Below are 13975 nucleotides of genomic sequence, written 5' to 3' on the forward strand. Positions count from 1 at the left end.
GCGACTAAATTTGCATGATACTTTTATTCAAAATCACAGGGCTTGAAATACTTGAGCAAATCCGTAATTTTAATTATGAAACTGGAAAATTAGCTGCTATAATCCTGCGTTCGAAGAAGGATCCCCGTTTTTAAGTTACATTAATGGATAAATTTTTATGGCATTAGAGATTGAGAAAAAGAAAAATGCACCTGAGGCTCCCATTGAAAAAGCTAAGGGATTAAACATTTTTTTATGGTTGCTGACAGTATTGATCATTGCAGTGGCCGCATTTGGTAATATTTATTTCCAAGACCAATATTCTACGCCGATTCGCGTGGTTGCAATTGTTGTCTTGCTGTCAGTCTCTTTAGGTGTCGCAGCGAGCACCAACCAAGGCGGAAAAGCCCTTGGCTTCTTTAAAGATGCCCGTACCGAATTGCGCAAAATTGTCTGGCCGACCCGTCCGGAAGCGACGCAAACCACATTGATGGTTGTTGGTGTCACCGTGTTTGTGTCTTTAATCCTTTGGGGGTTAGATTCAATTATCGTCAGCATTATTACCTTTTTAACCGACTGGAGATTCTAAAATGACCGAAACCGCAAACAAAAAACGTTGGTATGTATTGCAGGCGTTCTCCGGTTTTGAAGCACGAGTAGCAACCACATTGCGTGAATACATTAAACTTCACAATATGGAAGATCAATTCGGCGAGGTGTTGGTGCCGACGGAAGAGGTTGTTGAAAATGTAGCGGGTAAACGTCGTAAAAGCGAACGTAAATATTTCCCGGGTTATGTGCTGGTACAGATGGAAATGAATGATGACACTTGGCACTTGGTGCGCAGTGTGCCGCGGGTGATGGGTTTTATCGGCGGTACACCAGATAAGCCGGCACCAATCAGCAGTCGTGAAGCGGATATTATTTTAAATCGCTTGGAACAAAGCAACGACAAACCGAAACCAAGAACGACATTCCAGCCGGGCGAAGAAGTGCGTGTAACCGAAGGGCCGTTTATAGATTTCAACGGTACAGTGGAAGAGGTCGATTACGAAAAAGGTCGTTTGAAAGTGTCCGTGTCTATTTTCGGCCGTGCTACGCCGGTTGAACTTGAGTTCGGTCAGGTAGAAAAAAATAACTAGTAAAAACACATGAATTTTCTACCGCACTTTTGGGAAAGTGCGGTCGATTTTTTCGGCGTTTTACTTGAAAAGCCGGTTGTATTTGATTAGAATGCAGCCTTTTTAACAACAGGGGAGCTAGCAATAGCGTTATCACCCATTCAGAGGAAACTAAAATGGCAAAAAAAGTCCAAGCCTACGTTAAGCTGCAAGTTGCAGCCGGTATGGCAAACCCGTCTCCACCGGTCGGTCCCGCATTAGGTCAACAAGGTGTGAATATCATGGAATTCTGTAAAGCATTTAACGCTCGTACCGAGAGCTTAGAAAAAGGTTTACCGATTCCGGTTGTTATCACTGTTTATGCAGACCGTTCATTCACTTTCGTAACCAAAACTCCACCGGCAGCCGTGTTATTGAAAAAAGCGGCAGGCATCAAATCCGGTTCCGGTAAACCGAATAAGGATAAAGTGGGTAAAGTAACTCTAGATCAAATCCGTCAAATCGCTGAAACCAAAGCAGCCGATATGACCGGTGCAACTATCGAAACCAAAATGAAATCAATCGCCGGTACTGCTCGTTCAATGGGCTTAGTGGTAGAGGAGTAATACGATGGCTAAATTGACTAAAAAAATGAAAGCAATCAAAGCTGGCGTGGATTCTACTAAAGCATACGAAATCAACGAAGCTATCGCATTATTAAAGCAATTCGCGACCGCTAAATTCGTTGAAAGCGTTGACGTTGCCGTAAACTTGGGTATCGACCCACGTAAATCCGATCAAAACGTGCGTGGCGCAACTGTATTACCACATGGTACCGGTCGTGAAGTTCGCGTTGCTGTGTTCACTCAAGGTGCAAACGCAGAAGCGGCTAAAGCAGCCGGTGCAGATTTAGTCGGTATGGAAGATTTAGCAGAGCAAATTAAGAAAGGCGAAATGAACTTTGACGTTGTTATCGCTTCTCCTGATGCAATGCGTGTTGTCGGTCAATTAGGTCAAGTATTAGGCCCGCGCGGCTTAATGCCAAACCCGAAAGTGGGTACCGTAACACCAAACGTTGCCGAAGCGGTTAAAAACGCGAAATCCGGTCAAATCCGTTATCGTAACGATAAAAACGGTATCATCCACACCACTATCGGTAAAGCAAACTTCTCCGAAGATCAATTAAAAGAAAACCTTCAAGCGCTGTTAGCCGCTTTAACCAAAGCGAAACCCACAACATCCAAAGGTATCTTCATTAAGAAAGTGAGCCTTTCTACCACGATGGGTGCCGGTGTAGCGATTGATCAAGCTTCACTTTAATCTGTAGAAATACAATGAAAAATAACCGCACTTTTAAAAGTAAAAGTGCGGTTATTTTTTGCGACGTTTATCACGGGCGAATTGATGATTTTTTATCACCAGGCTTTACAAATGCCGTTTCGGTCGTTATAATCCATGTCCCTTTTAGACCGCAGTTTACTTGCGGTTTAGCATTTCTGGTTGGTGCTTGACCTCATTCAAGCCCCGTCCAAGACCGTAGGGGAGCAATCTTAATTATCCTACGTAGATGGTGAACAGAATAAGAATTTTCTTGCTTCTGTGCACCGAGTTCGTCCTAATAGCAGTTTTATTAGGTATCTAAATTCCGAGCAATCGGAGTGTATTCAGGAGCTAACAGCCAATGGCATTAAATCTTCAAGACAAACAAGCAATTGTTGCCGAAGTAAATGAAGCAGCCAAAGGTGCCCTTTCTGCCGTGATCGCGGATTCCCGTGGTGTCACCGTAGATAAAATGACCGAATTGCGTAAATCTGCACGCGAAGCCGGTGTTTCTATGCGCGTTGTTCGTAATACTTTATTACGTCGTGCGGTAGAAGGCACTGAATTCGAGTGTTTGAAAGACGCTTTCACCGGTCCGACACTTATCGCATTCTCTAATGAACATCCTGGTGCTGCAGCACGTTTGTTCAAAGAATTTGCTAAAGCAAACGATAAGTTTGAACTTAAAGGTGCAGCCTTTGAAGGTAAGATCCAAGATATTGAATTCTTAGCAACATTACCGACTTACGACGAAGCAATTGCACGTTTAATGGGCACAATGAAAGAAGCTGCGGCAGGCAAACTTGTTCGCACTTTTGCGGCATTACGCGACAAATTACAAGAAGCGGCTTAATCAAGCGTTTCTTCATCCAATTAACTTTATTTACTTTAGGAATTGATTGTTATGTCATTAACTAACGAACAAATCATTGAAGCGATTGCTTCTAAATCTGTAACCGAAATCGTTGAATTAATCGCAGCGATGGAAGAAAAATTCGGCGTTTCAGCAGCGGCAGCAGTAGCAGCAGCTCCGGCAGGTGGCGCAGTAGCGGCAGCAGAAGAGAAAACTGAATTCGACGTAGTTCTTGCTGAAGCAGGCGCTAACAAAGTAGCGGTAATCAAAGCAGTACGTGGTGCAACCGGTTTAGGCTTGAAAGAAGCTAAAGACTTAGTTGAATCTGCACCGGCTGTATTGAAAGAAGGTATCGCTAAAGCAGAAGCAGAAGCACTTAAGAAAGAATTAGAAGAAGCTGGCGCGAAAGTAGAAATCAAATAATTTTGATTCGATTTCGTCCTGTTTCTCAGGCTAAATGGCTGGTGGGTAACCATCAGCCATTTTGTGCTATCAAAAACAGAAGTAAATTTGCCGTTTGATTACTTTTGTTTCCTCAAATTAAATCAAGCATGTTAATTTGAATCATGCCCACTCAAGAAGTAAGGTTCATAGTGCGGTCATCTAAAACGGTATCTAATACATTATCACCAATATTTGCCCAAATTATTGTGTGTTGATTGTGGGTCACTGAACAGCAAGCAGAGGAACCCTATGGTTTACTCCTATACCGAGAAAAAACGAATTCGTAAAGACTTCGGCAAACGTCCGCAAGTTTTAAATATTCCCTATTTATTAACAATCCAGATCGACTCTTTTGAGAAATTTATTAAAAGAGATCCGGATGGTCAACAAGGCTTAGAAGCCGCTTTCCGCTCCGTCTTCCCAATTGTCAGTACGAACGGAAATACCGAATTACAATATGTCAGCTATCAATTAGGCGAGCCTGTATTTGATGTGCGTGAATGTCAAATTCGCGGCACGACCTATGCGGCACCATTGCGTGTAAAATTGCGTTTAGTCAGCTATGACAAAGACGCAGCACCGGGCACGATCAAAGATATTAAAGAACAAGAAGTTTACATGGGTGAAATCCCGTTGATGACCGATAACGGTACTTTTGTGATTAACGGTACCGAGCGTGTTATCGTGTCTCAATTACACCGCAGTCCGGGTGTATTTTTTGATAGCGACAAAGGCAAAACCCACTCTTCAGGTAAAGTGCTTTATAATGCACGCATTATTCCTTACCGTGGTTCATGGTTGGATTTTGAGTTTGATCCGAAAGATAACTTATACGCACGTATTGACCGCCGTCGTAAATTACCGGCAACCATTATTTTGCGTGCTTTAGGCTACACCACCGAACAAATCTTAGATCTTTTCTTTTATAAAATTACTTTTGAAATCAAAGATAACAAATTGTTGATGACGTTAGTGCCGGAACGCCTACGTGGTGAAATCGCCGCCTTTGATATTGAAACCAAAGGCAAGGTGTATGTAGAACGCGGTCGTCGTATTACCGCCCGTCACATTAAAGCGTTGGAAAAAGATAAAGTCACTCAGGTGGAAGTGCCAACCGAATATATTATCGGGAAAGTTGCCGCGAAAGATTATGTAGATTTAGAAACCGGCGAATTAATTTGCCCGGCGAATATGGAACTTTCTCTTGAATTATTGGCGAAATTGGCACAAGCCGGTTATACCACGCTGGAAACTCTATTTACCAATGACTTGGATTACGGTCCGTATATTTCCGAAACCCTGCGTGTTGATCCGTCGAACGATCGTTTAAGCGCTTTGGTGGAAATTTATCGCATGATGCGTCCGGGCGAACCACCGACAAAAGAAGCGGCGGAAGCGTTATTCGATAATTTATTCTTCTCTTCCGATCGTTATGACTTATCTGCGGTAGGGCGCATGAAATTCAACCGCTCTTTAGGCATTGAAGAAACCACTGGTGGTGGCACCTTAAGCAATGAAGATATTGTCAGTGTGATGAAAAAATTGATTGATATCCGTAATGGCCGTGGTGAAGTGGATGATATTGACCACTTGGGTAACCGTCGTATTCGTTCCGTAGGTGAAATGGCGGAAAATCAATTCCGTATCGGCTTGGTTCGTGTTGAACGCGCGGTAAAAGAACGCTTATCTTTAGGTGATCTGGAAGCTGTTACCCCGCAAGATCTAATCAATGCGAAACCGATTTCCGCCGCGGTGAAAGAATTCTTTGGTTCATCCCAATTGTCTCAATTTATGGACCAAAACAACCCGTTATCGGAAGTGACCCATAAACGCCGCATTTCCGCATTGGGTCCGGGCGGTTTAACCCGTGAACGTGCCGGTTTTGAAGTGCGTGATGTACACGCCACCCACTACGGTCGTGTGTGTCCGATTGAAACCCCTGAAGGTCCGAACATCGGTTTGATCAACTCCCTTTCCGTTTATGCGCGTACTAACGACTACGGTTTCTTAGAAACTCCGTACCGTAAAGTAGTAAATGGTCAGGTGACCGAAGAAATCGAATATTTGTCTGCCATTGAAGAAGGCAAATACGTTATCGCACAGGCGAACTCCAATCTTGATGATGATTTCCGCTTTACCGATGCCTTTGTAACCTGTCGTGGTGAACATGGTGAATCCGGCTTATATAAACCGGAAGAAATTCACTATATGGACGTTTCTACCCAACAAGTGGTTTCCGTAGCGGCGGCATTGATTCCGTTCCTGGAGCATGACGATGCGAACCGTGCTTTGATGGGGGCGAACATGCAACGTCAAGCCGTGCCGACATTGCGTGCGGACAAACCGTTAGTCGGTACAGGTATCGAAAAAGCGGTTGCCCTTGACTCCGGTGTGGCGGTTGTGGCAAAACGCGGCGGTACCATCCAATATGTGGATGCTTCCCGCATCGTGGTGAAAGTCAATGAAGACGAAACTGTCGCGGGCGAAGCCGGTATTGATATTTATAACCTCATTAAATATACCCGTTCGAACCAAAATACCTGTATCAACCAAATTCCTTGTGTGGAACTGGGCGATCCGGTGGAACGCGGTGAAATCTTGGCAGACGGTCCTTCCACCGATTTAGGTGAATTGGCATTAGGTCAAAACATTCGCGTGGCGTTCATGCCGTGGAACGGTTATAACTTCGAAGACTCCATGTTAGTCTCCGAACGTGTGGTTCAACAAGATCGCTTCACCACGATTCACATCCAAGAACTTTCTTGTGTAGCGCGTGATACCAAATTAGGCGCGGAAGAAATTACCGCAGATATTCCTAACGTCGGTGAAGCCGCACTAAGTAAGTTGGACGAATCCGGTATCGTGTATATCGGTGCGGAAGTGAAAGGCGGCGATATTCTGGTAGGTAAAGTGACACCGAAAGGTGAAACCCAATTAACGCCGGAAGAAAAATTATTGCGTGCGATCTTCGGTGAAAAAGCCTCCGATGTGAAAGACTCCTCTCTACGCGTACCAAACAGTGTTTCCGGTACGGTTATCGATGTGCAAGTGTTTACCCGCGATGGTGTGGAAAAAGACAAACGTGCGTTAGAAATTGAAGAAATGCAATTAAAACAAGCGAAAAAAGATTTGAGCGAAGAGTTTGAGATCTTGGAAGCCGGCTTGTTTATGCGCGTACGCAATCTGTTGTTATCCGGCGGTTTCGATGCGAAATCCTTGGATAAATTAGACCGCACTAAATGGTTGGAACAAACTTTAGATAACGAAGAAAAACAACACCAATTAGAGCAGTTGGCGGAACAGCACGAAGAATTACGCAAAGAATTTGAACGTAAATTGGAAATTCAACGCAACAAGATTATCCAAGGCGACGATTTGGCACCGGGCGTGTTAAAAGTGGTTAAAGTGTATCTTGCGGTGAAACGTCAAATTCAACCGGGTGATAAAATGGCGGGTCGTCACGGTAACAAAGGGGTTATCTCCAAAATTAACCCGGTGGAAGACATGCCATACGATGAAAACGGTCAACCTGTTGAGATCGTATTGAACCCGCTGGGCGTTCCGTCCCGTATGAATATCGGTCAAATCTTGGAAACTCACTTAGGTTTGGCGGCGAAAGGTATTGGCGATCAAATTAACGCGATGATTAAACAACAACAATCTATCGCGAAATTGCGTGAATACATGCAAAAAGCCTATGACCTTGGCGGCGGTTCACAAAAAGTGGATCTCAGCACCTTTACCGATGAAGAAGTGATGCGTTTGGCGCAAAATCTGCGTAAAGGTTTGCCGGTTGCTACACCGGTATTTGACGGTGCACATGAAAAAGAAATCAAAGGTTTGTTAGAGCTTGGTGGTTTACCGACTTCCGGTCAAATTACCCTTTATGATGGTCGCACAGGTGAAAAATTCGAGCGTCCGGTAACCGTAGGTTATATGTATATGCTCAAATTGAATCACTTGGTTGATGACAAAATGCACGCGCGTTCAACCGGTTCTTATAGTCTTGTTACCCAACAACCGTTGGGCGGTAAGGCGCAGTTCGGTGGTCAACGTTTCGGTGAAATGGAGGTGTGGGCACTTGAGGCTTATGGTGCGGCTTATACCTTACAAGAAATGTTAACCGTGAAATCCGATGACGTGAACGGTCGTACGAAGATGTATAAAAACATCGTCAGCGGCAACCAACAAATGGATCCGGGTACACCGGAATCTTTCAACGTAATCATGAAAGAAATCCGTTCACTTGGTATCAACATCGACTTGGACGAAGAATAAGTCAGGGTATTGACCCCTATTGAGCCCAAGTGCGGTCGATGTTAAAAACGTTTTGAAAAACGACCGCACTTGAATAAGTTTAACTCCGACAGGAGCAAATCTGTGAAAGACTTAGTTAAGTTTTTAAAAGCACAATCAAAAACCGCTGAAGATTTTGATGTGATTAAAATCGGTTTAGCCTCACCTGACATGATCCGTTCTTGGTCATACGGTGAAGTTAAAAAGCCTGAAACAATCAACTATCGTACCTTTAAACCGGAACGTGACGGTCTTTTCTGTGCCCGTATTTTCGGACCGGTAAAAGATTACGAATGTTTGTGCGGTAAGTACAAACGCTTAAAACACCGTGGCGTGATTTGTGAAAAATGTGGCGTTGAAGTGACTCAAACCAAAGTACGTCGTGAACGTATGGGGCACATCGAATTAGCCTCTCCGGTGGCGCACATTTGGTTTTTAAAATCCCTGCCGTCCCGTATCGGTTTGTTGTTAGATATGCCATTGCGTGATATTGAACGCGTGCTTTATTTTGAATCTTACATTGTGATCGAACCGGGTATGACCGATCTGGAACGCGGTCAGTTATTAACCGAAGAGCAATATCTTGACGCGGAAGACCGCTGGCAGGATGAGTTCGACGCAAAAATGGGTGCGGAAGCGATCCAAGCGTTATTGCGCGGTATCGATTTAGAAGCGGAATGCGAAAATTTACGTGAAGAATTACAAGAAACCAATTCCGAAACCAAACGGAAGAAAATCACGAAGCGCTTAAAATTATTAGAAGCTTTCCTGCAATCCGGCAACAAACCGGAATGGATGGTGATGACCGTATTGCCGGTACTTCCGCCGGATTTACGTCCGTTAGTGCCGTTAGACGGCGGCCGTTTCGCCACTTCCGATTTGAACGATTTATATCGTCGTGTGATCAACCGTAACAACCGTTTAAAACGTTTATTGGATCTTATCGCACCGGATATTATCGTGCGCAACGAAAAACGCATGTTGCAGGAATCCGTGGACGCGTTATTGGATAACGGTCGTCGCGGTCGTGCCATCACCGGTTCTAACCGTCGTCCGTTAAAATCATTGGCGGATATGATTAAAGGTAAACAAGGTCGCTTCCGTCAAAACTTGTTGGGTAAACGTGTTGACTACTCCGGTCGTTCCGTAATCACCGTGGGTCCATACTTGCACTTACACCAATGTGGTTTGCCGAAGAAAATGGCATTGGAATTATTCCGTCCGTTTATCTACGCGAAATTAGAAAGTCGTGGTTATGCAACAACGATTAAAGCGGCGAAAAAAATGGTGGAACGCGAAGACGCCATCGTTTGGGATATTCTGGCGGAAGTCATTCGCGAACATCCGATTCTGTTGAACCGTGCACCGACACTTCACCGTTTGGGTATTCAAGCCTTTGAACCAATCTTAATCGAAGGTAAAGCAATCCAATTGCACCCGCTTGTCTGTGCGGCGTTTAACGCGGACTTCGACGGTGACCAAATGGCGGTGCACGTTCCGTTGACGCTTGAAGCGCAATTAGAAGCGCGTGCGTTAATGATGTCCACCAATAACATTCTTTCTCCGGCGAACGGCGATCCGATTATCGTTCCGTCACAAGACGTGGTGTTAGGGCTTTACTACATGACCCGCGAAAAAGTGAACGGTAAAGGTGAAGGTATGCTATTGCAAGATCCGCGCGAAGCGGAAAAAGCCTATCGTACCGGTCAGGCAGAATTGCATTCCCGCGTGAAAGTGCGTATTACCGAATATGTGAAAAACGACGCCGGTGAGTTTGAACCGAAAACAACCCTAACCGATACTACCATCGGTCGTGCCATCTTATGGATGATCGCGCCGAAAGGCATGCCGTTTAGCTTGTTTAACCAAACTCTTGGCAAAAAAGCCATTTCTAAGTTAATTAACGAAAGCTATCGTCGCTTAGGCTTAAAAGCCAGCGTCATGTTCGCCGACCAAATCATGTACACCGGTTTTGCTTACGCGGCACGTTCCGGTTCCTCCGTGGGTATCGACGACATGGTGATTCCGGCGAAGAAATACGAAATTATTTCTGCGGCGGAAGAAGAAGTTGCCGAAATTCAGGAACAATTCCAATCCGGTCTTGTGACAGCGGGCGAACGTTATAACAAAGTGATTGATATTTGGGCGGCAGCCAATGAACGCGTTGCCAAAGCCATGATGGAAAACCTGTCTTCGGAAGAAGTGATTAACCGTGAAGGTAAACCGGAAAAACAAGCCTCTTTCAACAGCATCTTTATGATGGCGGATTCCGGTGCCCGTGGTTCCGCAGCACAGATTCGTCAGTTGGCGGGTATGCGTGGTTTGATGGCGCGTCCGGACGGTTCCATTATCGAAACCCCAATCACTGCAAACTTCCGTGAAGGGTTGAACGTTTTACAATACTTTATTTCTACCCACGGTGCGCGTAAAGGTTTGGCGGATACCGCGTTGAAAACCGCGAACTCCGGTTACTTAACCCGCCGTTTGGTTGACGTGGCACAGGATTTAGTGATCATCGAAGATGACTGTGGTACGCACGAAGGTATCGTGATGACCCCGTTAATCGAAGGTGGCGACGAAAAAGTTCCTCTGCGCGAATTGGTATTAGGTCGTGTGGCGGCGGAAGATATCTTAAAACCGGGTACGGAAGACGTATTAATTCCACGCAATACCTTGCTTGATGAAAAACTTTGTGATGTGTTGGATGAAAACTCCGTGGACAGCGTAAAAGTGCGTTCCGTCGTAACCTGTAACACCGATTTCGGCGTTTGTGCGAAATGTTACGGTCGTGACTTGGCGCGCGGTCACCTGATTAACCAAGGTGAAGCGGTAGGTGTTATCGCGGCACAATCTATCGGTGAACCGGGTACACAGTTAACCATGCGTACGTTCCACATCGGTGGTGCGGCATCCGCGGCAGCCAAAGAATCCAGCGTACAAGTGAAAAACAACGGCACATTGCGTTTAGCCAATGCAAAATTCGTGACGAACAACGAAGGTAAATTGGTGCTGACTTCCCGTAATACCGAATTGACCGTTGTGGATAATTTCGGACGTACCAAAGAGCACTATAAAGTGCCTTACGGTGCGATTTTAAGCAAAGGCGATCACCAAGAAGTGAATGCAGGCGAAACCATCGCTAACTGGGATCCGCATACCATGCCGGTTATTTCTGAAGTGGGCGGTTTCGTGAAATTCGTGGACATCGTAGACGGTTTAACCGTCACCCGTCAAACCGACGAACTCACCGGTCTTTCCTCTATCGTGGTACAAGACGTGGGTGAACGTGCCACAGCCGGTAAAGATCTGCGCCCTGCAATCAAACTAGTTGATGAGAAAGGGAATGACGTATTGGTGTCGGGCACCGACGTTGCGGCACAATATTTCTTGCCAAGTAAGGCTATCGTGACCTTGGATGACGGCGCGGAAGTGCATGTGGGTGACCCGTTGGCACGTATTCCACAAGAATCTGTCGGAACAAAAGATATTACCGGCGGTCTTCCGCGCGTGGCGGATTTATTTGAAGCGCGTAAACCGAAAGAACCTGCCATCTTGGCGGAAATTTCCGGTATCGTGTCCTTCGGTAAAGAAACCAAAGGTAAACGTCGCTTATTGATTACCCCGACGGAAGGTGAAGTGTACGAAGAAATGATCCCGAAATGGCGTCAACTGAACGTATTCGAAGGTGAAATGGTACAATGCGGCGATTTAATCTCCGACGGTGCGGAAACGCCACATGACATCTTACGTTTACGAGGTGTCCATGCCGTAACCGAATACATCGTTAACGAGGTACAGGAAGTTTACCGCTTACAAGGGGTAAAAATTAACGATAAACACATCGAAGTGATCGTACGCCAAATGTTGCGTAAAGCTATCGTTACCAAAGCCTACGACTCCGAATTCCTCGAAGGGGAACAAGTGGAAGTGGCGCGTGTGAAAATCGTTAACCGCAAACGCGAAGCAGAAGGCAAACCGCCGGTTGAATATGAACGCGAATTATTGGGTATCACCAAAGCGTCCTTGGCAACCGAGTCCTTCATCTCTGCGGCCTCCTTCCAGGAAACCACCCGTGTGTTAACGGAAGCGGCGGTTGCCGGTAAACGCGATGAATTACGTGGCTTGAAAGAAAACGTCATCGTAGGTCGTTTGATCCCGGCGGGTACCGGTTTTGCGTATCACCGAAATCGCCATAAAAACCCGACAGCCATCGCGGATGACGAGGTGCCGGTAAGATTATCGGCGGCGGATGAAGAAGAAATTGCTTCCGAATTCGTGATGACCTCCGAAGATGCGTCAGCAAGTTTAACCGAAATGTTAAACATGGTAGAAGAAGACAATCACGCGGAATAAGATTCCTGTAAATAACAATCCGCACGTAAAACGTGCGGTTTTTAGGCTACTCTATAAGGACCTAGTACTTCACATGCCCTTCAAAGGGCATATGAAAACCAACAACCGTGAAATAACTCTATGACCTACCCCTTAAAGGGGTCCACATATTCTTTCTTCGATAAATTATCCTGAATCATGTCTTCCTTTTCCTGATTCCTTATATACTCCTACACTACCTTTGTATTTAGCCCTACCGTGCTTACATAATAGCCTTTCGACCAAAAATGTCGGTTACCATAGTTGTATTTTAGGTTTGCGTGCCTTTCAAATGATTTTCCCTTTAAATACCCCATAAAACTTGATACCGATAATTTCGGCGGAATTTTTAGAAGCATATGAATATGCTCTTTCATTGCGTGCGCTTCTATTATTTCCACATTTTTATAGTCGCATAACTGCCTTAATATGCTACCTATATCCGTTCTAAGCCTTCCGTAAATGGCTTTTCTTCTATATTTCGGGGTGAAGACGATGTGATACTTACAGTTCCATTTGGTATGTGATAGACTTGAATCGTCATTGGCTTTACTTACCATTGACTTATCCTCCTATATCTTGAATTTGGGTTGTCAGCCTTATTCTTATATAGTGAGGATTTTTTATGTTGACCGCTTAAGCTCTTTGATTCCATATGCATAGCGTACGGTTTTTATAGCTAGACGTTGTCTAGCTATAAATAAAAAAGCCAATGATAAAATCATCGGCTTCTATTTATCGTTAATTAAGCAATTACTGCTTTCTCAACTACACGAACTAAAGTCCATGATTTAGTTTTAGAAATTGGACGACATTCGCGAACTTCTACTAAATCACCTAATTTAGCTTCGTTGTTTTCATCGTGCACATGTAGTTTGGTTGTGCGACGGATAAACTTGCCATAAAGTGGGTGTTTAACCTTGCGTTCAATAGCAACAACGAAAGATTTCTCCATCTTGTCACTTACAACACGACCTTGCACGCTACGAATTTTATCAGTCATTACTCACCCGCCTTTTCGGTTAGAACAGTTTTAATTTGTGCAATACTACGACGCACTTGTTTTAACTGATGGGTTTGTTGAAGCTGACCGGTGGCTGCTTGCATACGCAACTTGAATTGCTCACCTAACAAGTTAACCAATTCAGCATTCAGCTCTTCAACACTTTTTGTACGTAGTTCTTGAGCTTTCATTACATCACCGTCTTAGTTACGAAAGTGGTCTTAACCGGCAATTTGGCAGCTGCTAGTGCAAATGCTTCTCTTGCGATTTCTTCAGACACACCATCCATTTCATAGAGAACTTTACCCGGTTGGATTAAGGCTACCCAGTACTCAACGTTACCTTTACCTTTACCCATACGGACTTCTAATGGTTTTTCAGTAATTGGTTTATCCGGGAATACACGAATCCAGATTTTACCTTGACGTTTTACTGCACGAGTCATAGCACGACGAGCGGCTTCAATTTGACGCGCAGTTAAACGACCACGACCAACTGCTTTTAAACCGAAAGTACCGAAGCTAACTTCTGTACCGCCCGCGATACCACGGTTACGGCCTTTGTGAACTTTACGGAATTTTGTACGTTTTGGTTGCAACATTTAGCGAT

11 protein-coding genes and 1 pseudogene are annotated in these 13975 nt (G+C 44.8%); 8 read left to right on the forward strand and 4 right to left on the reverse strand.

Going from position 1 to position 13975, the window contains the following annotated elements:
- Positions 1–157 precede the first annotated feature (157 nt).
- The 8 genes from secE (at position 158) to rpoC (ending at position 12345) form a co-directional block, all read left to right on the forward strand.
- Complete coding sequence (gene secE / locus LIN98_RS01090; RefSeq protein WP_005547784.1) at positions 158–568, forward strand: preprotein translocase subunit SecE; 411 nt, start codon at positions 158–160, stop codon at positions 566–568.
- A 1-nt stretch (position 569) separates the two neighbouring features.
- On the forward strand, positions 570–1121 hold the full coding sequence (gene nusG / locus LIN98_RS01095) for a transcription termination/antitermination protein NusG (protein WP_005547787.1): 552 nt from the start codon (positions 570–572) through the stop codon (positions 1119–1121).
- A gap of 155 nt (positions 1122–1276) precedes the next feature.
- The gene (rplK, locus tag LIN98_RS01100; protein WP_005542594.1) at positions 1277–1705 is read left to right on the forward strand and encodes a 50S ribosomal protein L11; all 429 of its coding nucleotides are present in this window, start codon (positions 1277–1279) and stop codon (positions 1703–1705) included.
- A gap of 4 nt (positions 1706–1709) precedes the next feature.
- Positions 1710–2399 carry a 50S ribosomal protein L1 gene (gene rplA / locus LIN98_RS01105; RefSeq protein ID WP_005542586.1) on the forward strand — a complete coding sequence of 230 codons (690 nt, stop codon included), beginning with the start codon at positions 1710–1712 and terminating at the stop codon, positions 2397–2399.
- A gap of 361 nt (positions 2400–2760) precedes the next feature.
- A complete protein-coding gene (gene rplJ / locus LIN98_RS01110; protein WP_249856134.1) occupies positions 2761–3252 on the forward strand; it encodes a 50S ribosomal protein L10 in 492 nt (163 codons plus the stop codon).
- A gap of 51 nt (positions 3253–3303) precedes the next feature.
- On the forward strand, positions 3304–3675 hold the full coding sequence (rplL, locus tag LIN98_RS01115; protein ID WP_005542578.1) for a 50S ribosomal protein L7/L12: 372 nt from the start codon (positions 3304–3306) through the stop codon (positions 3673–3675).
- Between the two features lie 270 nt (positions 3676–3945).
- Positions 3946–7974 (forward strand): DNA-directed RNA polymerase subunit beta, encoded by a 4029-nt coding sequence (gene rpoB, locus LIN98_RS01120; RefSeq protein ID WP_249856135.1) that lies wholly within the window; start codon positions 3946–3948, stop codon positions 7972–7974.
- 102 nt (positions 7975–8076) lie between these two features.
- Positions 8077–12345 carry a DNA-directed RNA polymerase subunit beta' gene (gene rpoC / locus LIN98_RS01125; RefSeq protein WP_005542575.1) on the forward strand — a complete coding sequence of 1423 codons (4269 nt, stop codon included), beginning with the start codon at positions 8077–8079 and terminating at the stop codon, positions 12343–12345.
- Positions 12346–12470: 125 nt separating this feature from the next.
- Here the strand turns inward: rpoC and tnpA are convergent.
- The 4 genes and pseudogenes from tnpA to rplP form a co-directional block, all read right to left on the reverse strand.
- Positions 12471–12923, reverse strand: a pseudogene (gene tnpA / locus LIN98_RS01130) (IS200/IS605-like element ISAac1 family transposase).
- Positions 12924–13108: 185 nt separating this feature from the next.
- Complete coding sequence (gene rpsQ, locus LIN98_RS01135) at positions 13109–13366, reverse strand: 30S ribosomal protein S17 (protein WP_005539352.1); 258 nt, start codon at positions 13364–13366, stop codon at positions 13109–13111.
- Entirely contained in the window at positions 13366–13557 is a 192-nt protein-coding gene (gene rpmC / locus LIN98_RS01140; protein WP_005539356.1) for a 50S ribosomal protein L29, read from the reverse strand. Before rpmC ends, rpsQ begins: the two co-directional genes overlap by 1 nt.
- On the reverse strand, positions 13557–13967 hold the full coding sequence (gene rplP / locus LIN98_RS01145; protein WP_005539359.1) for a 50S ribosomal protein L16: 411 nt from the start codon (positions 13965–13967) through the stop codon (positions 13557–13559). The genes rpmC and rplP overlap by 1 nt, the downstream gene beginning before the upstream one ends.
- Positions 13968–13975 lie beyond the last annotated feature (8 nt).

Origin of the sequence: Aggregatibacter actinomycetemcomitans (assembly GCF_023518055.1) — a bacterium.
GTDB lineage: Bacteria > Pseudomonadota > Gammaproteobacteria > Enterobacterales > Pasteurellaceae > Aggregatibacter > Aggregatibacter actinomycetemcomitans.

Bases quoted from the DNA above. Each gene is read 5' to 3' on its own strand.
- secE (WP_005547784.1), top strand. From the start codon at position 158: ATGGCATTAGAGATTGAGAAAAAGAAAAATGCACCTGAGGCTCCCATT.
- nusG (WP_005547787.1), top strand. From the start codon at position 570: ATGACCGAAACCGCAAACAAAAAACGTTGGTATGTATTGCAGGCGTTC.
- rplK (WP_005542594.1), top strand. From the start codon at position 1,277: ATGGCAAAAAAAGTCCAAGCCTACGTTAAGCTGCAAGTTGCAGCCGGT.
- rplA (WP_005542586.1), top strand. From the start codon at position 1,710: ATGGCTAAATTGACTAAAAAAATGAAAGCAATCAAAGCTGGCGTGGAT.
- rplJ (WP_249856134.1), top strand. From the start codon at position 2,761: ATGGCATTAAATCTTCAAGACAAACAAGCAATTGTTGCCGAAGTAAAT.
- rplL (WP_005542578.1), top strand. From the start codon at position 3,304: ATGTCATTAACTAACGAACAAATCATTGAAGCGATTGCTTCTAAATCT.
- rpoB (WP_249856135.1), top strand. From the start codon at position 3,946: ATGGTTTACTCCTATACCGAGAAAAAACGAATTCGTAAAGACTTCGGC.
- rpsQ (WP_005539352.1), bottom strand. From the start codon at position 13,366: ATGACTGATAAAATTCGTAGCGTGCAAGGTCGTGTTGTAAGTGACAAG.
- rpmC (WP_005539356.1), bottom strand. From the start codon at position 13,557: ATGAAAGCTCAAGAACTACGTACAAAAAGTGTTGAAGAGCTGAATGCT.
- rplP (WP_005539359.1), bottom strand. From the start codon at position 13,967: ATGTTGCAACCAAAACGTACAAAATTCCGTAAAGTTCACAAAGGCCGT.